At 44.4% G+C, this 20,034-nt stretch carries 13 protein-coding genes and 1 pseudogene; 11 read left to right on the top strand and 3 right to left on the bottom strand.

Going from position 1 to position 20,034, the window contains the following annotated elements; genetic code table 11:
* Positions 1-10 precede the first annotated feature (10 nt).
* Positions 11-1,897: a phage tail tip lysozyme gene (locus tag DXA55_RS00795; protein ID WP_117812804.1), complete on the top strand. Its 1,887-nt coding sequence runs from the start codon at positions 11-13 to the stop codon at positions 1,895-1,897.
* Between the two features lie 103 nt (positions 1,898-2,000).
* On the opposite strand, the gene DXA55_RS00790 is transcribed toward DXA55_RS00795, so the two are convergent.
* Positions 2,001-2,681, bottom strand: coding sequence for an HAD family hydrolase (locus tag DXA55_RS00790; protein ID WP_117804954.1), 681 nt, complete (start codon positions 2,679-2,681; stop codon positions 2,001-2,003).
* Positions 2,682-2,995: 314 nt separating this feature from the next.
* Here DXA55_RS00790 and DXA55_RS00785 point away from each other — a divergent pair.
* Positions 2,996-4,119 (top strand): annotated as a pseudogene (locus DXA55_RS00785) (DUF362 domain-containing protein).
* 87 nt (positions 4,120-4,206) lie between these two features.
* Here the strand turns inward: DXA55_RS00785 and DXA55_RS00780 are convergent.
* Both DXA55_RS00780 and DXA55_RS00775 read right to left on the bottom strand, forming a co-directional pair.
* Positions 4,207-5,604 (bottom strand): MATE family efflux transporter, encoded by a 1,398-nt coding sequence (locus DXA55_RS00780; RefSeq protein ID WP_117508901.1) that lies wholly within the window; start codon positions 5,602-5,604, stop codon positions 4,207-4,209.
* A gap of 20 nt (positions 5,605-5,624) precedes the next feature.
* Complete coding sequence (locus DXA55_RS00775; RefSeq protein ID WP_117804956.1) at positions 5,625-8,030, bottom strand: glycoside hydrolase family 2 TIM barrel-domain containing protein; 2,406 nt, start codon at positions 8,028-8,030, stop codon at positions 5,625-5,627.
* A gap of 88 nt (positions 8,031-8,118) precedes the next feature.
* Between DXA55_RS00775 and DXA55_RS00770 the strand changes: the two genes are divergently transcribed.
* The 9 genes from DXA55_RS00770 to DXA55_RS00735 all read left to right on the top strand — a co-directional run bounded on the left by DXA55_RS00770 (position 8,119) and on the right by DXA55_RS00735 (position 19,908).
* Positions 8,119-9,279: a LacI family DNA-binding transcriptional regulator gene (locus DXA55_RS00770; protein WP_242991094.1), complete on the top strand. Its 1,161-nt coding sequence runs from the start codon at positions 8,119-8,121 to the stop codon at positions 9,277-9,279.
* 685 nt (positions 9,280-9,964) lie between these two features.
* Complete coding sequence (locus DXA55_RS00765) at positions 9,965-10,834, top strand: ABC transporter permease (RefSeq protein WP_118700447.1); 870 nt, start codon at positions 9,965-9,967, stop codon at positions 10,832-10,834.
* A 12-nt stretch (positions 10,835-10,846) separates the two neighbouring features.
* Entirely contained in the window at positions 10,847-11,749 is a 903-nt protein-coding gene (locus DXA55_RS00760; RefSeq protein ID WP_117508905.1) for a carbohydrate ABC transporter permease, read from the top strand.
* A gap of 89 nt (positions 11,750-11,838) precedes the next feature.
* Complete coding sequence (locus DXA55_RS00755; protein WP_242998323.1) at positions 11,839-13,239, top strand: extracellular solute-binding protein; 1,401 nt, start codon at positions 11,839-11,841, stop codon at positions 13,237-13,239.
* Entirely contained in the window at positions 13,200-13,469 is a 270-nt protein-coding gene (locus DXA55_RS17440) for a DUF3502 domain-containing protein (protein ID WP_330415036.1), read from the top strand. Before DXA55_RS00755 ends, DXA55_RS17440 begins: the two co-directional genes overlap by 40 nt.
* A 224-nt stretch (positions 13,470-13,693) precedes the next feature.
* Positions 13,694-15,439, top strand: coding sequence for a glycoside hydrolase family 35 protein (locus tag DXA55_RS00750; protein ID WP_117508907.1), 1,746 nt, complete (start codon positions 13,694-13,696; stop codon positions 15,437-15,439).
* A 4-nt stretch (positions 15,440-15,443) separates the two neighbouring features.
* The gene (locus tag DXA55_RS00745) at positions 15,444-16,364 is read left to right on the top strand and encodes an AraC family transcriptional regulator (protein WP_158565001.1); all 921 of its coding nucleotides are present in this window, start codon (positions 15,444-15,446) and stop codon (positions 16,362-16,364) included.
* A gap of 12 nt (positions 16,365-16,376) precedes the next feature.
* Entirely contained in the window at positions 16,377-18,164 is a 1,788-nt protein-coding gene (locus DXA55_RS17435) for a family 43 glycosylhydrolase (RefSeq protein WP_117508909.1), read from the top strand.
* A 121-nt stretch (positions 18,165-18,285) separates the two neighbouring features.
* The gene (locus tag DXA55_RS00735; protein ID WP_117812803.1) at positions 18,286-19,908 is read left to right on the top strand and encodes a heparinase II/III domain-containing protein; all 1,623 of its coding nucleotides are present in this window, start codon (positions 18,286-18,288) and stop codon (positions 19,906-19,908) included.
* The last annotated feature ends 126 nt before the right edge of the window (positions 19,909-20,034 follow it).

The raw sequence follows: 20,034 nt of genomic DNA, 5'->3' as shown, positions 1-20,034 counted from the left end.
CAAAACATATATGATTTCAAAGAAAAAATTTGGCACAACGGTAACAGCGTTCGGCGTGGCAGCCGGAATGCTTCTCGGTTCGGCTGCACCGGCGCATGCAGAGGAGACAGCGAAAACGGTGCAGGAAACGCAGAAAGATCAGGCGGATGCACCGGCCACGCAAAGTGAAACGGAAAACGGAAACACAGAAGAAGCCGTTGTTCCGGCTGTAGAAACACAGGAAACCGAGACACCAGCAGAAGAACCGTCCGTACCATCTCAGGATGAAAATGCCGCTTCCACAGAGGAGCCAGAAGTACCGGAAACGCCAGAACCGACAGAGGATCCGACTCCAACGGAGACACCGGAAGACCCGAATCCAGGCGAGATGCCGGAGCCATCTCCAAGTGAAACCCCGGAACCAACTCCAGGCGAAACTCCAGAACCGTCGGTAACGCCATCCCCAAGTGAAACGCCGACTCCAGCTCCGTCCGAAACCCCGGAACCAACAGAAACACCGGTGCCAACCGAGACACCTGCACCAGCACCGACAGAAACACCGAAAAATGATGAGACACAGGCGGATGACTGGATTCAGACGATTGATTACGGAAAATATATCAGCTCCATGAAAAAAGATCTCCGCGCAGGTTTCGCACAGGTCGACAAAGCGTACGCCTACGCAAAGGTCGATACCAGATTAAACGTCCGCGAAAGCGGTTCCACCAGCGCACGGATCGTGGGAACACTTCCGGCAAAGGCACTCTGCTTTGTGATCGCCGATGCGGATCAGGAGTGGGTTTATATTGAATCGGGCGACGTCCGCGGTTTTGTCCGTACGGATTATCTGCAGCAGGGAAAAGAGGCGCTGGAATATGTAACCGGCACCGGAGAGGATCAGATGAAACTGGCGGATCAGGTGATCGATCCGTCTGAAAATGAAGCCTTTCCCTATAAAAAAGAAACGGTTTATGAAGTAAAAACCTCAACCGGAAACGGTATTATCACATTTGCAAAACAGTTCGTTGGCAGACCATACGTCTGGGGTGGAAACTCCCTGACGGACGGTATTGACTGCTCTCATTTTGTATGGCAGATTCTGACCCGTTGCGGTGCATACGATGGTGAATATACAACATCTGATGGCTGGCGCAGTCTTGGAACCGAGGTTACAAGCCTCGATGAAGCGCGTACAGGCGATGTTATTTGCTATAATGGCCATGTGGCGCTGTATGACGGAGAAGGAAAAATCGTAGAAGCGCTGAATGAAAACGCCGGTATCACCTGCGACCGCCCGGTGGACTGTGACACGATTCTGACGATCCGTCGTTTTGCAGCCGACGATGAAATCGGAGAAACGAACGCAGAAAAGATCTGGAATTACTTCCTGATGCACGGATTTACAAAAGAAGGAGCCGCCGGTATTATGGGAAATATTGCAAACGAGGCATCCACAGACCTCAATCCGACACTGCTTGAGTATGGCTCTACCAGCCGCACAAGCCTGAGCGGAGAGCAGTACACGAACCTTGTTGATGCCGGAATCATTTCCCGTGACGAAGTGATCCGAAGTTCCCGTTTTGGCCTTTACAGTGGCGGAAGATATGGATATGGTCTCTGTGGTTTTACAGATCCAACGATCAAAGAGTATCTGTGCCGATATACCATTGATCTTGGAAAGAGCCTTGGAAGTCTGTCCGGCCAGCTCGACAGTCTGATGGCCTACCTTTCCGACTACAATCCGAATCTGCTGGACAGACTGAAAAATGCCGAAGATGTTGACACCGCAGCAACTGCCTTCATGCGTGAATACGAAAAATGCGCAAACCAGAGCACACAGCAGAAACTGCGTACAACAGCAGCAGAACAGATCTACAATGTTATGGAATCGTATGATTCGCCGGTAGATGTAGAATAAACGAACAGATGATGAAGACGTGTTAAGGAAAGTCCTCCGCAGCAGAAAGATTCTGTGTGGAGGACTTTCTTACAGTAAAATAATTGAATTTATGTATGATTTTTTACTTCCAGCTTTTCAGTTTGTCCGCTTCCGGAGTCTGCAGCAGAATTTCTTTACAGTCCAAAAGAGAAGGACTCACATAATCACAAAATGGAAAAAGCTCTTTTGTATACGGTGTCAGATCCGGGATCATGCAGGAGATGGCACCAGCTGCACGCGCGGCCTTCAGACCATTGATGCTGTCTTCGGCTACTATGCATGCAGCAATCGGAACTTTCAGAAGAGACGCTGCTTTTAAGAAAATTTCCGGATCCGGCTTGCTGTTGATTACCTCATCCCCGCAGACTGAAGCATCGATATACTGGTCAATGCCAGACTGTTTCCAGTATCCTTCCGCAACGCGCCGTGTTGTGGAAGTGGCAACCGCAACTTTAATCGAATGTTCCTTCAGCCAGGAAAGAAACTCGTGAAGTCCCGGCTTTTCCGGTACACCATTTCGCTGAATATAATCATTCAGATACGCCGAGCGGATCGCGCGTCCCTCATCGTATGTCACCTTTCCGTGAAACCACTCCTCAAACAGCTTTCTGCTCCGTGGAAGCGCGCTGCCGCGCATCTGTGAGAGATGTTCCTCCGTGAGCGTAAAATTCAGCTCCCGGGCAGCTTTTTGCCAGCCCTCTTTCATTACAATCTCGGTGTCAAACAGGATACCATCCATATCGAATAATACTGCCTTTATCATAAATGCGACCTCCCAGGGAGTAAAAGAAAACAGACGGTTTTCGTTTACTCTGTACTCTGATTTTTTTAAAACTACCTTCAGTATACGAAAAATCCTGAAAAAAGACAAGTGCATGAACTTTACAGAATACTACAAATCTTCCTTTTACGAAGCAAAACTTTCTATGAGGACTGCAAATATTACAGATTGCTGGGTAGCAGTAAACTGTAACATTCGGGCATGACTGGATCCATGCATATTACAATCACACTTGACTTCAAGTAAGCTTAAAGTGCTATTCTGATAAAAAAGGACAAATTAGGAGGAATAACAGAATGGAAAAGTCAACGGTTTATTTTACCGACTTTCGATGTCCTGTGGGAACGAGTCAGCTTGACAAGCTGAAAAAACTCTGTATCGCTGCTGGCGTCAAAGACATTGATATGGAAGGTAAATTTGTTGCAATCAAAATGCATTTTGGCGAACTGGGAAACATGGCGTTTCTTCGTCCGAATTATGCGAAAGTGGTTGCAGATCTCTGTAAAGAGCAGGGAGGTCTTCCGTTCCTGACAGACTGCAATACGTTATATCCGGGCAGCAGAAAAAATGCCCTGGAGCACCTTGACTGCGCAAATCTGAACGGATTCAATACCATTACCACAGGATGCCAGATTATCATCGGAGATGGACTGCGAGGAACCGATGAAATTGAGGTTCCGGTTGTCAACGGAGAATACTGCAAAACAGCATTGATTGGCCATGCGATCATGGACGCAGATATTTTTATCAGTCTGAGCCATTTCAAAGGCCATGAAGCAACGGGCTTTGGCGGTGCACTGAAAAATATCGGTATGGGATGCGGAAGCCGCGCCGGAAAGATGCAGCAGCATGCCAGTGGAAAACCGGCGATCAATACGGATGTCTGTCGTGGCTGCCACCGCTGTGCAAAAGAATGCGGAAGCGATGCAATTTCCTATGTGGATAAAAAAGCAGTCATTGACTATGACAAATGCAAAGGATGCGGCCGCTGCATCGGTGCCTGCAGTTTTGATGCGGTTTATAATCCAAACAGCAGTGCAAACGAGCTTCTCGACCGGAAAATGGCTGAGTATGCACAGGCTGTCTGTCATGGACGTCCGTGTTTCCATATCTCTCTGGTACAGGATATCAGCCGAACTGTGACTGCCATGGGGAGAACGATGCTCCGATCCTGCCGGATATCGGAATGTTTGCAAGCTTCGACCCGGTTGCCATTGACCAGGCGTGTGCCGATGCCTGCCTGAAGGCAACTCCGATCGAAAACAGTCAGCTTGGCGAGCATCTTGCAGAGCCGGGATGGCATTGCCACCACGATCATTTCAAGGATTCCAATCCGAATATTGAATGGCAGGCAACCCTTGACCAGGCAGAGAAAATTGGTCTTGGTACGAGACAGTATGAACTGAAACGTATCAAATAATAATACAAAAAAATGCTTTAGGGCAGATGAACAACAGCGGAAAGCTCCAGCTTCTCGAATGAAAAATCAACGAGAAGCTGGAGCCTTTTAAGGCCAGATTGTATTTTCTTCAGAAATAACAACGGTTTTTTTCATCCATTTGCGTGATCGCCACCGGATCAGATAATTTACACCACGGAACGCCTCATCCATGCCAAAAGCGATCCAGCATCCGAATAATCCGAATCCCATTTTTACACCAAGCAGATAGGAGAAGAATACACTCATCAGCCAGCAGGAGAGAATGGAAACACCCATAGGGAAAACCACATCGCCTGCTCCGCGCAAGGAATTTTCCTCAATGTGATTAAAGCCTCGAAAAATTTCCACGAAAATATCAAAAAACAAAATGGTATGTCCGATCGAAAGGATCGCAGGATCGTCTGTAAAGATCCGCAGCAGCACGGAACCAAAGCAGGCAAGGAGCGTGGATAGGCAGGCATTCAGCAAAATTGTGATTTTTAAATTCTGCAAATTCAGCTGATAAGCCTGTTCGTATTTTCCGGCGCCGGTAAGCCAGCTGATCAGCAACGAGGTCGAAAGACCAAGGGAGAGGCCTAGGACATACACGTAAAAAACAAGTGTGGAAACATAAATTTTGGCGGAAACAGCCTGCACACCGACAAGTGCAATAATGGAGGTTGTCACTACCTGGGATACAGAATAGGAAAGCGTACTGATACCGCCTGGAATTCCGATTTGAAGCACTTTTGGTAAAATCCGGAAACTGCTGCGTATGGACTTATGACGGAAGTCAAGGCCAAGCGGAAGAACCAGGAGCAGCAGAAGCATGGTAAAAGCGGCACAGCCCTCACTGAAGGCATAGGCACAGGCAATCCCTTCTACGCCGTGAAGCGGCAGTTCGACCGGCTGAAAGACGATCAGATAATTTAAAAGGGCATTCAGCGCATTCATTCCAAGGGTAACAAATACCGATATTTTGGGCTTTCCATAGCTTTTAAATATGGCACTGCAGATGGACACGAACGCGGCAAAAAAGGAAACACGAATGCAGATTCTCAGGTAAGAAGAGGCATATGTTAATACCTGGCCGGATAAATTCATCTGCCGCATCAGGGGCATGGAAAAGAACGAAAGTGTAGCACCAAGGAGAACGCTTAACCCGGCACCTGCAAACAGCGCACAGAAAGCAGCATCGGATGCATTTTTTTCCTTTTTGGCACCAAGATTCTGGCTGATTACGATGGACGCACCGGTACTGATTACGGAATAGAAATTCAGAATCATGCCCATAAACTGTCCGGCGGAACCAACGGCAGCAACTGCTTCATCGGAATAAAAGGACAAAGTAAAAGTATTGACGGTGCTCATCAGATTCATCAAAAACATTTCCAGAAACAGGGGAAGAAAAATCTTTGGGAGAGTCATCGTTCCCTGTGGCGTTTCTACTTTGCCCAGATCTGGATTGTAAAAGGATTTCCACATAAAGTCTGTCGTTACTCCTTTCAGAAAATAGTAACAGAATTGGATTTTAGCAGTTCTGAAGAAACCTGCACGGTAACCGGGTGATCTGCAAAAGAGCGGCGGACATAGAAAATCAGTCGTCCATGGTACAACCGGCGGCAGGAAGAAGCATACTCGGTGCAGTCTGCAGCATTTCCGTTTTCAATTCCAAGAAGGACGCCTCCGTCTGTCGTTACCTGAACCATGGAGGAATCTCCGAAGCAGAAAGCACCATCTCTGTCGGCGGCATAAACTTCGAACTGCAGAAGCGGATTTTCCGGTAAAACAGCGGAATTTTCTTTGGACGGCTTCCAGGGTCGGATCTGCAGGGCACAAGGCATAGAAGTCGTTTTCAGCTCATCCTTTGCTTCAAAAGTACAGGAAGCCCCGCCCTTTTGTGCCGCAAGCTTTCCAGAAGCAAGAACCATCAGCGTGCCCGGCTGAAAGGGAACGATCCAGCGAATCGAATCTTCAGTATAGGAAGCCTCCTTTTTGCCGAGACTGATTCCGTTTAAGAATAATTCCGCTTCGGAAAGGTTTGTGTAGCAGCGGACTTCGATATCTTCTCCATCACAGTAATTCCAGCTTTCGAATAATGGCTGCCAGCTTTCTCTCATGGAGTCTGCCCGCTGTGTGGAAAGATGGCACATCGGTTTGGATGACCAGAAGCTCATCCGCCGGTAAAACCCGGATTTTTCAAAGCCAGCCATCGTAAGAAGCCCGGCTTCAGAAGCTCGAAGCGGCCATCCGTGTGCCTCTCCCATATAATCAATGCCTGTCCAGAGAAACTGTCCGCTGATATATTCGTTTTCGGTTACCGCATGCCAGGCAGCAAGATCATGTCCGTTTTCGCTGCCTAAAAATGGGAGCGAAGGAAAATCACAGTGGCTTTCCTCGTATAAATGTTCTTTATAATTGTATCCGGCAACATCGAGGGCATCCAGAAAACCGATCTTTGCAGAGAGCTCCGGAAAAGCGGCAGCCAGTGTAACCGGGCGCGTAGGATCCACTGCGCGTACTTCGTAAGCAAGCATGGAAGCCAGTGCTTTTAATCGCTCTGCATTCGGCCGATCCGGATTGTATACGCGCTCTGCGGCAGGCTTGTTTGCATCATTGTTTCCGGTCATGGTCTGAAACAGAGGATGGCAGTAAGGATCATTTGGATAATCAATTTCATTTCCAATGCTCCAGAGAATTACACTTGGATGATTTCGGTCGCGCAATACCATAGCAGACAGATCTTCTTTCTGGTACTGAGGAAAGTACTTGTAATATCCCTGATGCTTTGGAGGATAAACATTATGACCGGTAGACCATTTGTTTTTTGGCCCTTCCCACTCATCAAATGCTTCATCCATAACAAGAAAGCCCATTTCATCACATAGATCGTACAGTTCCGGCATATGCGGATTATGGCTCATACGGATGGCATTGCAGCCCATTTCTTTGAGCTTTTCAAGGCGGCGTATCCAGATTTCTTTTGTAACGGCGGCACCGAGTGCACCGGCATCGTGGTGAACGCAGACCCCCTTAATTTTCATGGGGATTTCATTCAGAAAGAATCCATAATCGGCATCAAAACGGAAGGTGCGGATACCTACACGGAACTTGTCTGCAAGAAAGGCGGAGTCATCCTTGGCTTTGTGGAGCCATGTTTCGAGTGTATATAAAGATGGATGTTTCGGAGACCACAGTGTTGGCTGTGCTACCGTTCCTTCAGTCTTTAGTTTTGCGGTTTCTCCAGGAAGAAGAGTGGCTCTCTGCTCGGCGAAAAACACCGTGTTTCCATTTTGATCACGCAGATACTGGACCAGTGAAAAAGAGGTTTCCTGATCTTCCATATTACAGATCTCTGTTGTGATAGAAAGATCCGCTGAGATTTTATCTGCCCTGTTTATGGAAAAGCAGGTGCCATATGGTGTAACGTGAAGAAGATCTGTAACAAGGAGCGTTACCTTTCTTGTGATTCCGGAACCGGTAAACCATCGGGAATCTGAAATCTCTGTCCGGTCTACACGGACGCTGATTTCATTGATACCATCTGTACCAAAAACAGCCTGGGATGTTATGTCATAGAAAAAAGGTGTGTATCCATTGGGATGAAAGCCGTGATAATAACTGTTGAACCAGACCTGGCTTTCTTTGTAGACACCGTCAAACAGCAGCACGATGCGTTTTCCACGATACTTCTCAGGCAGGGAAAAGGTTCCACGATACCATCCGATGCCGCCGGCTGCATATCCGGTGCCGCTGGAATAGGATCTGGAAAATGGCATTGCAACAGACCAGTCATGTGGAAGCTCGACAGCTGTCCAGCCAGTATCATCATAGTCTTTTTTCCAGGCATCCGGCTCTTCGCCATAGTGAAATTTCCAGGAATGATGGAGATAAATTGTTTGGGTATTCATAGATTTATAACCTCCTGTTTTTATCATGATATTTCAATTTTTATACGTTCCTATGGTTTTTATTATAAAGAGTTCATCTGAAAAATCCATGGAAAAGAGAGGGATTTTTTGTAAAATAGCGACTTTAGGATTGACTTTTACGTGCAAAAAGTCTATCCTTGAATTTGAAATGAAAAGGGTTTCAAAAAATTGGAATAGAGTAAGAGTTTCAAGAGGGCGATTTATGAAAAAAGAAAAAAACATTTATACTATTGCAAAAGAAGCAGGCGTTTCGCCGGCGACGGTGTCTCGGGTCATGACGAAAAATGCCCGGGTAAGCGAGGAAAAAAGAAAAAAAGTGGAGGAAATCATACAAAAATATGATTATCGCCCCAATGCGCTAGCACAGGGGCTGACAAATGCAAGAACAAAAATCATTGGCATTCTTGCAGCGGATATGATGAATCCCTTTTATGCACAGCTTGTGGACGAATGCGTAAAGGAAATTGGTGCAAGTGGATATGTTCCCATGATATTTTCATCTCAGAGCAGTTATGAAATGGAAGAACAGTATTTGCAGAAGATGTTTGACCTGCGTGTGGATGCAATTATTTTAATGGGAGGAAAATCAGACCAGCTCGTTACAGATTTGGAATATGTGGATTTGCTTGATCGAATCACAGACACTACACCGATTATTACAACTGGAAAAATAGAAGGATCTCTTTGTTATCAGGTATGCATTGATGAAATGGCGAGTGTAGACCTTGCCATGGAGCATCTTTTTTCGCTTGGCCATCGGCATATTGCACTGATCGGCGGGAAAAATCACATCCGGTCAACATATGATAAACGAATGCGGTATCGTATGCTGCTTCGTAAAAATGGAATCACATACAGAGAACGCTATGTAACGGATTCGGATTACAACATCGAAGGGGGGTACCAGTGTATGGAAAAGCTCTTTCAGGAAAATCGTACGATGCCGACTGCCGTAATTGCAATCAATGATTTCAGCGCAATCGGAATTCTTCGGTGTATTGAGGAACATCATTTGTCTGTTCCGCAGGATATATCGCTTGTCAGCTTTGACGGAACCTTTCTGTCAGATATTGTTAACCCGAAGCTTACCAGCGTTTGCTATGATTATGCTTCTTTTGGAAAAATGCTGGCTGCGTCTGCGGTAAAACTTCTTTCAGGAGAAGAGATTCCGAAAATTCAGCAATGTGTGTCGCGTTTAATCGTACGCGAATCCACGATATTGCAATAATATCACATTATCGATTCAGAAGCATGTAATTTCATATAGCCAGATAATTCTTCTCTTTGATTTTAAAAGACCATCAGAGAGAAGAATTTTTTTGCACTAATTTTGGAATGTTTGCAGACATGGTGATATTGATCCTGGAACAGATTTTGGCTTTTGTAAGAGAGATACCGACAGATCAAAATGGCGGTAAATAGCGCGTTTTCAGAAAGAAAAAAGTGGATATACATAGAGGAATAAAGGGGTGATTTGTCAAATTGTCAACTAATTCAGATGGCTTTAAAAAAAAGAAAGCAAATTATACAAAAAACAAGTTGACAAATCAAAGCGGAAGGAGTATAGTACGAAATATGAAAAGGGTTTCACGAAAGTGCCAATTAAAAAGATATGTGATTTGGGAAGATGTATAAGTTAAGTGCTTTTTAGATGGAATTATCGTTATAATATACAGGAAAAGCAGTAAAAACAAAGATACATTCATCATGATCACTTTTATTTTTGGAAAAACGTGAAAACGGTTTCATATAAAGGCTGCAAATTATGTGCAGACAAATTTTCACAAACTGCAAAATAGGAGGAACGCAACGTGAAAGGAAAAAGGAACCAAACGACAGCAGCTCTTCCGGCTGTCCCCAGTAAAAAGAATCGAGCATGGAAGACTTTTCGCAACAACAAAACACTTCTTCTGATGTGTTTGCCAGCAGTCATCTTTTTTATCGTGTTTAACTATTGCCCATTGCCGGGCGTATGGATTGCATTCACGAGTTACAATTTTCGGGATGGTATTTTTGGAAGCCCTTTTGTAGGATTATCAAACTTTGAATTTTTGATTTCTTCCGGTGAATTGTGGACTTTAACGAAAAATACAATTTTATACAATCTGGTTTTTATTCTTCTTGGAAATGTTTTTCAGATCGTAATTGCTCTTATGCTGAATGAAATCAGAAGTAAATTTTTTAAAAAGGTATCACAGACAATCATGTTCCTTCCGTATTTTATTTCTGCTGTACTGATTGGGGCGATCGCATTTAATATTCTGAATTATGACACGGGTGCATTAAATGCACTTCTTCGTGAAACGGGTGCTGACCCAATACAGATTTACAGCAAAGCTGGTTTATGGCCTTTCATCATTATTTTCTGTAACATGTGGCAGCAAACAGGTTATGGTTCTGTTGTTTATTTCGCGGCAATCTGCGGTATTGATTCCAGTATGGTAGAAGCAGCAGAGGTAGATGGCGCTACCAGCTGGCAGAGAATTCGTTACATCATTCTTCCTTCCCTGAAAGGAACCTTTATCATTCTGCTTCTGTTTGCGCTTGGCGGAATCATGAAAGGAAACTTTGGTTTGTTCTGGAACCTGACAGGTGGTGCGAATTCACAGTTGTTCCCGACAACTGATATCATTGAAACCTTTGTATACCGTACAATGACGACACAGAATAACTTTGCAACATCTTCTGCCGTAGGTTTGTATCAGTCTATTTTTGGATTTGTTCTGGTTATGTTCAGCAACTGGGTGGTAAAACGACTTGATCCGGACTATGCACTGTTTTAGGAGGAGAAGAAAATGAAAAATCGTAATAAAATCAAACTGGATCCAGGGACGCGAGCTTTACGAATTATCTCCTACGTATTTGTGAGTATTTGGGCGCTCATCTGCTTACTTCCATTTATCCTGGTTATTTCTGCATCTTTCAGTACCGAGAGTATTGTAGCGAAAGAGGGATTTGGGCTTTTACCCAAAGGGTTTACTCTGAGTGCATATGAACTGGTATTTCGTTCACCTAAAATGATTCTTGGCTCATACGGAGTTACCATTGCACTGACGGTATGCGGAACAGTTGTTGGTCTGTTTATCATTGCGATGACCGGTTATGCATTACAAAGAAAGGACTTTCCGTTTCGAAATGCATTGTCATTTTTTATTTACTTTACAACACTGTTTTCCGCCGGTATGGCACCAACCTATATCTGGGTTTCCAGGTACCTGAAATTAAACGGAAGTTATATGGCAGTATTTTTACAGCTGTTAATGTCTCCGTGGCTGATCATTCTGATGAAGAATTTTGCAAAATCGGTACCATATGAAATTACAGAATCCGGAAAAATTGACGGAGCGGGAGACTTTAAAATTTTCGTATCACTGATTTTCCCGATGTTAAAGCCGGCACTTGCAACGGTAGGACTTTTTCTGGCACTGGGATACTGGAATGAATGGTATCTTTCTTCTCTGTATCTGAACAGTTCTGTAACCTATAAACCATTACAGTACTACTTATATCAGATCATCAATACAGCAAATGCACTGAAAAACTCTGTAGCAGGTGCAAATGTCAGTGTGGCAGACCTTCCATCTAACACATTGAAAATGGCAACAGCAGTTGTTGCAACCGGGCCGATCATCTTTCTGTATCCGTTTGTACAGAAATACTTTATCTCCGGTATTACAGTAGGCGCGGTCAAAGGCTGACCATGGAAAAAGTATGATGTGAGATTCCCCTGTGTTTTGATGGGGATTCACATAAAATTCCGAAAAAGCAGGAAAAGAAGGAGGACGCTATGAGAAAACGCGTAACAGGTAAAAAGGCAGTAGCACTGGTAATGGCTTCCCTGATGATTGCAAGTATGGCAGGATGCGGAAGCAGTGGGTCCGAAAGCAGCGGATCCGGCAACACAAGCGTAAAGGAAGATGGAAGTATTGATACTTCCAAGCATGAAGTAATTAACATGCTGGTGCTGGGAAACAAACCGACCAATGGCAGACTGGAAGCCATGCTGGACAAACTGAATCCGATTTTGACGGAAAAAGTAAATGCAGAACTCGAGTTTACGTACATAGAATGGACAGACTGGCAGACACAGTATAATCTGAAGCTGTTGAGTGGAGACAGCAGTCTGGATTTGATTTGTACGGCAACGGACTGGCTGTACGGATGGGAAAATACAAAGAAGGGCGCATTTCTTCCACTTTCCGAGGATATGCTGAAAACATATGCGCCAAAGACCTGGGAACAGGTATCCGCAGACGGAGACTGGGATATCTGCAAATATAACGATGAAATTTATTTCATACCGGAAGATCACTATACACAGTATACGAACCATGGTATGTTCTATCGTGGAGACTGGGCAAAAGAAGCAGGTCTGGAAAATGGAAAAATTACAAAATTTGAAGATCTGACGACGTATTTCCAGTATATTAAAGATAATAAGGAAGATGTTATTCCGTGGGATATCGCTGGCAAAAACCAGACGGGAGGTATTCTTGGCGGCTATATTACTTCGAAAAAGGAATATACGGCATTCAATTGCGCCAGTGTTGGTATTTACACAGACTTCTGGGGTGTTATGCAGGACGATCCGACAACCGTTATGTCTCCGTATGTAGAGGATGACAGCCTTTATGATGCGGCAGAGCTGATGAAAGAATGGAATGACATGGGTGTATGGAGAAAAGATGTCCTGAACTTTGACGGAGACACCAGAGAAGAGTTTTATGCCGGAACAACCGGTGCGGATCAGCATCATGCCCAGACCTATTATTCTACGATTGTTCCGAATATGGAGAAGAAACAGCCGGGTTCCGATCCGCAGTTCTATTACTGGGGCGAAGAAAATCAGAACGTACAGCATCCGCTGAAAGAGCATGGTGCATGTGCTATCAGTGCAAACTCCACACATCCGGAACGCGCCCTGATGGTATATGATCTGTTAAGAAATGATGAAGAGTGCTATCGTCTGTTAAACTATGGTATTGAAGGTGAGGATTATATTGTAACAGAAGATGGCAAGCTGGGCAGACCAGATGGATTTGATTCCAGTACAGATGCCCTGGATTCCAATTTCTGGATGGGACGTAATGATGATCTGGAACTGCAGGATGAAAGCTGGTGGGATGGAACCGATGATCTGATCAGTCGCTGGATAAAATCGGTTATGATTATCCATTTGAAAACCTGATTGTTGATACAACTGCAATTGAGGCAAAGCAGGCAGCACTGGCTAATGTTCTCGCAAAATATATCCCGCAGCTGGCATATGGTCAGGTAGATGATCCGAAGGCAACTGTCGATCAGATGAGAGAAGAACTGAAAGCGGCCGGTTATGACGATGTAAAGGCAGCAATTCAGAAAGATTTAGATGCTTTTGTAGAGGAAAATGGAACACCGGATTTCACAAGAGGTGAATAAAAAAGGTGTTCACTTGACCGTAGAACAAGAAAGGTTAGCGACAAAACCTGGCAGATAATTCTGTGATTTCATGATAAGCAAGATAAGGGAGATACCGGAAAAGACATGATGCCTCTGGTGTCTCCCTTTTGCGAGTCAAATGTTTCCGTTCCGGTCACGGGAAATTTGGCAGACATATTATTTTTAACATAAAAAAGATGGAAATTTCAGAAACAGGAGGAACTATGAAGACGTTTGAAGTAAAAGAAGATTTTTATCTGGACGGAAAGAAAGTAAAAATCATTTCCGGAGGTATGCATTATTTTCGTACTGTGCCGGAATACTGGCGCGACCGACTGGAAAAATTAAAAGCTCTGGGCTGCAATACGGTGGAAACGTATATTCCATGGAATCTTCACGAAAAAGAGAAAGGAAAGTTTGATTTTTCCGGAATTCTGGATATTACCAGATTTGTAAAACTGGCCCAGGAGCTTGGTTTGATGGTGATTCTCCGGCCATCTCCCTATATTTGTGCAGAATGGGAGTTTGGCGGATTGCCATACTGGCTGCTGAAGGAAGACGGCATGCGCCTTCGCTGTTTCTATCCGCCATTTCTACAACATGTGAAAGAATATTATGAAAAATTATTTGAAGTGATCGCACCGCTTCAGATTACACGGGGCGGTTCTGTTATTCTGATGCAGGTGGAAAATGAATATGGATATTTCGGAGATGACAAATCGTATCTGGATTACATGAAACAGCTGATGATTGACTGCGGCTGTGAAGTGCCGATGGTTACATCGGATGGTCCTTGGGGAGATGCTTTTGACTGCGGAAAAGTGGAAGGTGTTTTACAGACCGGAAATTTTGGTTCCAAAGGAAAAGAGCAGTTTGCCGTCATGAAAAAGAAAATCGGCGATAAACCGCTGATGTGTATGGAATTCTGGGTTGGATGGTTTGATAACTGGGGTGTAGAAACGCATCAGACCGGTGATTTAGAAGAACATGCAAAAGATCTGGACGAAATTCTTTCCGAGGGCCATGTGAATATCTACATGTTTGAAGGTGGAACCAATTTTGGTTTTACGAATGGATCCAATTACTATGATGAGCTGACACCGGATGTTACTTCTTATGATTATGATGCACTGCTGACGGAAGACGGTCAGATTACGGCGAAGTATACGGCATTCCAGAATGTAATCCGGAAATATACCGAAATTCCGGAAGTAAAACTTAGTACAGAAATTCGCAGAAAATCATATGGAAAACTTCGTGTCAAAAGAAGCACATCTTTATTCGGAAACAAAGACCGGATTAGTAAAGCGATGGAGAGTGTATACCCGGTGTCAATGGAAAAACTGGATCAGGGATACGGATATATTTTATACGAAAGCCAGTTGAAAGATGAAGGGCCATTGGAAACACTGCGGCTGTGGGGAGCTAACGACAGAGCTAACATTTTTGTGGATGAAATCCCAACTGTTACACTGTATGACAGAGAACTTCTTGATGAAATAAAATGGGAGGAGAATAAACCGGAAGGACAGAAACTTTCTATTTTGATGGAAAATATGGGAAGAGTAAATTTCGGTCCGAATCTCGAAAGACAGAGGAAAGGGATTGATGGAAGCGTACAGGTTAATGGTCATAATCACTATTATTGGAAAGAATATACGCTTCCGATGGAACATCTGGAACATCTTGATTTTACAATTCCATCCGTTCCTGGTACACCGGGATTTTATGAATTTAGCTTCGAAGCAGATGAGACGGGAGATACCTTCCTTGATTTTACCGGATGGGGAAAAGGTTGCATTCTTGTAAATGGATTTAATATTGGAAGATTCTGGGAAATTGGGCCACAGAAACGATTATATATTCCGGGTCCGCTTTTAAAAAAAGGAACGAATACGATTCTGATTTTTGAAACAGAAGGAAAAGTGCCGGGAATCATTACACTCTGCGATGAACCGGATCTTGGCTAAAAGAATGAAGGAAAACATTTATTATCAGTATGACAGCAGTCAACTACCGGAAATTAGCCTGGCAGATACGGCGGTGATTGAACCGCCGTATATTCATAAAAGAAGAATGCCGTTGGAATACATTATTTATCTGGTGCGTCAGGGTGAGATGTTTCTTTTGGAGGATGGTGTACGGTATCATTTAACACCGGGGGATTTTTTAATTCTGGATCCGGATAAAATACATGTGGGGGAAAGAGCAACACATTGTGAATACCATTATATTCATTTCCATCAGAAATCCATAAAAAAAAACAAGATGACAAATGAGCAGACAACTGAGATAATTTTAAGAAAGAGAACGCAGTCCATGCAAAGTGATTCCTGTACCCTTTCCGGACAGGAACGCGTCAGTCTTTCGCTTCTTGCGTTGCCCAAATATATGCATCTTTCCGACACTTCTTCTTATTCTGAAATTCTGCAGAAAATCAATGATGGAATTACCTGTCAGAAAAATCGTATGGAAGGTTATTACAATTTGTGTGCCTGTCAGATTTTGGAGATGATGATTTTGGTTTCCAGACAGTTTGTAACATCGCTTGCCCAGGAAAAAACCGGAGTGGTCGGAAGCTACCGGAAAATATATGATCTTTTGGATTATCTGAATAACTGCTATCGCGAGCCAATTTCCGGAGTATTGATTGAAGAGCAGCTTGGTGGAAACTTTGATTATCTAAATCGGATTTTTCGTCAGACAACAGGAAAAACGATTTTTCAGTACCTGACGGAAGTCAGAATTTCCCATGCCAAGGAGCTTCTTGGTACAACTTCGCTTAAAATTTCGCAGGTCAGCGAAAAAGTCGGATTTTCCGATGAAAGTTATTTCAGTAAAGTCTTTAAAAAAATGACTGGAATGACACCTATGAACTATATGAAAAGCAGATAAGGAGAACAAAATATGGCAGGCTATTTATTTGTACATTTTACCGGAGAACAAAAGGATGGAGAACAGATTTATTTTTCCATCAGCAGGGATGGACTTCACTGGGAGGATCTGAATGACGGACAGCCAGTCTTATATTCTCATCTTGGAATGCAAGGTGTTCGCGATCCGTTTCTGCTGCGTGATCCAAAGCAGAAGAAATTTTATCTGATAGCAACCGATTTACGGATCGAAGCAGGAGAAGGCTGGGATACGGCACAATATCGCGGAAGCCGTGATCTGATTGTCTGGGAATCGAAGGATCTGGTTCACTGGAGTGCGGAGCGTGCCAGTACCATAGGTGTTCCGGGAGCCGGATGCGTCTGGGCACCGGAAGGAATCTATGACTCAAAAAGAGAGCAGTTTCTGGTTTTCTGGGCATCTATGGTAAAACTTTCCGGTGATACGGAAGCCAAACAGCGGATCTATGCATCCTGGACATCTGATTTTCAAAGTTTTTCCGAGCCATTTATTTACATGGAGCGGAAAGAACATGTGATTGATACAACGATGGTAGAATCAGAAGGTGTATACTATCGGATTTCCAAGGATGAGACGAATAAATGTCTGCTGTTGGAGTCCTGTGACTCCCTGACGGGCAATTTTCAGGAGATCCCATCAGAAACACTTTCTTCGCTGTTTGGCGTAGAAGGACCGGAATGTTATCTGCTACCGGATCAGAAGACATGGTGTCTGATTGCGGATCAGTTTGCGGAGGGAAAAGGATATCTTCCTCTTTTAACGGATGATCTTTCTTCGGGAAAATTCCGTATTTTAAAGGAAAAGGAATATGCTCTTGGAAAAACAAAAAAACGCCACGGTGGCGTTCTTGCAGTTACTGACGAGGAGCTTGCCTTGCTGGAACGATTTTTTGATCACAAAAAGCCGGTCGTAGAAGGGCTCTTTGCAGATCCGGATCTTGCCTGTTTTGACGGAACGTATTACCTGTATCCGACAACGGATGGCTTTACCGACTGGTCCGGTACGAAATTTTCTGTTTTTGCATCGAAGGATCTGAGAAAATTTCAGAAGGCTGCTGATATTTTCGACATGGCAGATGGAGATGTTCCGTGGGCGGTAGGAAGTGCCTGGGCGCCGTGCATTGCAGAAAAAGATGGAAAGTATTACTACTATTTCTGTGGAAAGCGTGTTGATGGCAAATCCTGCATTGGAGCAGCAGTATCTGATTATCCGGAGGGACCGTTTGTGCCTGCAGCAGAACCCATGATCACCATGGAAATGATGGAAACGTATCAGATCCAGATGAGTCAGACGATTGATCCGTCGATCTATCAGGAAAACGGCGAAACATATCTCCTGTTTGGAAATGGTTATGCGGCCATTGCAAAACTGACACCGGATATGATGCATATTGTTCCGGAGACGATGAAAAATCTGGAAGGACTGTACGATTTCCGTGAGGCGGTTACGGTTCTGAAGCGGGATGAAATTTACCATTTTACCTGGTCCTGTGATGATACAGGAAGTGAAAATTATCATGTAAACTATGGAACGTCCGATTCCCTGTACGGACCGGTTCGGTTTGAAAAGACGATTCTTCAGAAAGATGTGCAAAAAGGTGTTCTTGGAACGGGTCATCACAGCATCTGTAAGGTGCCTGGAAAAGATGCATACTGGATTGCTTACCATCGTTTTGGCACACCGCTTGCGCAGTATCCGGAGGGAAAGGGATTCCACCGGGAAACCTGCGTGGCCCCGCTGGAGTTTGACGAAGCCGGAAAAATGATGGAAGTGATTGTCTAGGTTTACGGAGAAAAAATATATGAACGGAAGAACAGAACAAGAATTGCAGCAGTATCTTTTCTAATATGAAACAGAGCTTTCAAGAGAAGCCGAAACGCTTTCTCTTTTGGATTTCCCTGTTTTGACAGAGGAGCTTTTTTCTCTGTTTGAAAAGACGGGGAACCGGCTGCGGTATGAAGAAGCTTACTTTGGACGCCGGAAATACCTCGTTGCTTTTGCGTTCAATGCATTGTTTGCAAAAGAGAGGGACATTTCTATGGATCTTTCCGGCCTGGAATGGGTTCTGGAGCAGATTTGTGCGGAAACTTGCTGGGCGCTGCCGGCACATGTGAACCGGAAAAAGGATGAAAAGTGGAAGATTACATTGGATCTTTTTGCGTGCGAGACTGCACAGTCACTTCTGGAAATTGCGTTTCTACTTCGAAACGATCTGCGGCCGGAGTTACTGTGTCGGATCTGGAAGGAAAGCAGCAGGAGAGTGTTGCAGCCGTTTCTTATACAGGAAAACGGTGCATTCTGGTGGGAAACGAGTAAAAGTAACTGGAATGCTGTTTGCTGTGGATCCGTAGGAGCAGCCGCCTGCTATGCATCTGAGCTTTTTCCTGTTCTTTTTCCGAATGCGGAAAGCATCGAGAGTATCAATCAAAACTGTGAACAGATCTTGACGCGCGTGACCCGGGATCTTTCCTGCTTTCTTGCGAGCTTCGGCGAGGACGGCGCCTGCATGGAAGGTCTTGGCTATTGGGAATATGGAATGAGTTATTTTTCCATGTTCGCGGAACTTCTGAAAGAAAAAACGGGCGGGAAAACTGACTTGCTGGATGGAAAAAAGCAGCGGAAAATCATGGAATTTCAGCAGAAATGCTATTTCCCGGGCGGAAATACGTTAAGCTTTTCTGACGGAGACAGCAAAAGCCGTTACCGGATGGGACTTACCTGCCATTTTGCAATGCTGGATCCAAATGTTAAAATCCCGCCGCTGGTACGGGCAATGCATTTTGGGGAAGATCCGTGTTATCGCTGGAATGCCGCATATAGGGACTGGATCTGGACGAAGCAATATCTGAATGTGTTAAAAAGCAGGTCGGACGGTTCCGAGAATGCTGCAGAGGAACGGGTATGTTCCGGCACGTTTACTTATCTGGCGGATGCCGAATGGGCAATTGCAACTGGAAAGCATCAGACCGCATTCGCAATCAAAGGTGGAAACAACGGGGAGCCGCACAATCATAACGATGTCGGCAGCTTTCTGTATTTTATCGGGGAAGAAGAAATTATCAGTGATCTTGGAGCCGGAGAATACACGAAAGCATATTTTGGCCCCGAACGATATTCCGTACTCTGCTGTAGTTCACGTGGCCATAGCGTTCCGATTTTGGATGGAAAGGAACAGTGCAAAGGGGAAACATATCGTGCCGATGCAGTGAATTACTCCGAGACAGGAGAAATTTCGATTTCCTTTGCTGGGGCATATGAGAAAGAAAGCAGGAAAAAACTGATACGGACTGCTGTTTTTTGCAGGGAAACCGGTGAACTTCAGATCAAAGATTGCCTGAAGACCGCTCCTTTGGATAATGGCTTCACGGAAAATCTTGTCACACGGCAGAACGTAAGTCGGGAAAAAGACCGGATTCGAATCGGTGACAGGGGAACTCTGAAAATAGATGGTGTTTCTCCGGAAAAGATTCAAATTATTCCATGCATTCATAGAGATCATCAAGGAAAAATGGAACTGTGTTTCTGATTCAATGGGAAGCTGACGGAAAAGAAAATATCTGGCGAAGCCGATTTGTACTTTGCCCGGAATAATACAAAAGCTCCTGACGTTGTTAGAAGGAAGATATTCAGTGAGGCTGCATTGCGGTACGAA

It is taken from the genome of Blautia sp. OF03-13, assembly GCF_003460685.1.
GTDB lineage: Bacteria > Bacillota > Clostridia > Lachnospirales > Lachnospiraceae > Fusicatenibacter > Fusicatenibacter saccharivorans.
The sequence above is the reverse complement of the archived record's forward strand: the minus strand, read 5'-3'. Positions and strand labels throughout refer to the sequence as shown.

Coding starts and splice junctions, on each gene's coding strand:
- DXA55_RS00795 (WP_117812804.1), top strand. CDS start 11: ATGATTTCAAAGAAAAAATTTGGCACAACGGTAACAGCGTTCGGCGTG.
- DXA55_RS00790 (WP_117804954.1), bottom strand. CDS start 2,681: ATGATAAAGGCAGTATTATTCGATATGGATGGTATCCTGTTTGACACC.
- DXA55_RS00780 (WP_117508901.1), bottom strand. CDS start 5,604: ATGTGGAAATCCTTTTACAATCCAGATCTGGGCAAAGTAGAAACGCCA.
- DXA55_RS00775 (WP_117804956.1), bottom strand. CDS start 8,030: ATGAATACCCAAACAATTTATCTCCATCATTCCTGGAAATTTCACTAT.
- DXA55_RS00770 (WP_242991094.1), top strand. CDS start 8,119: ATGGAAAAGAGAGGGATTTTTTGTAAAATAGCGACTTTAGGATTGACT.
- DXA55_RS00765 (WP_118700447.1), top strand. CDS start 9,965: ATGTGTTTGCCAGCAGTCATCTTTTTTATCGTGTTTAACTATTGCCCA.
- DXA55_RS00760 (WP_117508905.1), top strand. CDS start 10,847: ATGAAAAATCGTAATAAAATCAAACTGGATCCAGGGACGCGAGCTTTA.
- DXA55_RS00755 (WP_242998323.1), top strand. CDS start 11,839: ATGAGAAAACGCGTAACAGGTAAAAAGGCAGTAGCACTGGTAATGGCT.
- DXA55_RS00750 (WP_117508907.1), top strand. CDS start 13,694: ATGAAGACGTTTGAAGTAAAAGAAGATTTTTATCTGGACGGAAAGAAA.
- DXA55_RS00745 (WP_158565001.1), top strand. CDS start 15,444: ATGAAGGAAAACATTTATTATCAGTATGACAGCAGTCAACTACCGGAA.
- DXA55_RS17435 (WP_117508909.1), top strand. CDS start 16,377: ATGGCAGGCTATTTATTTGTACATTTTACCGGAGAACAAAAGGATGGA.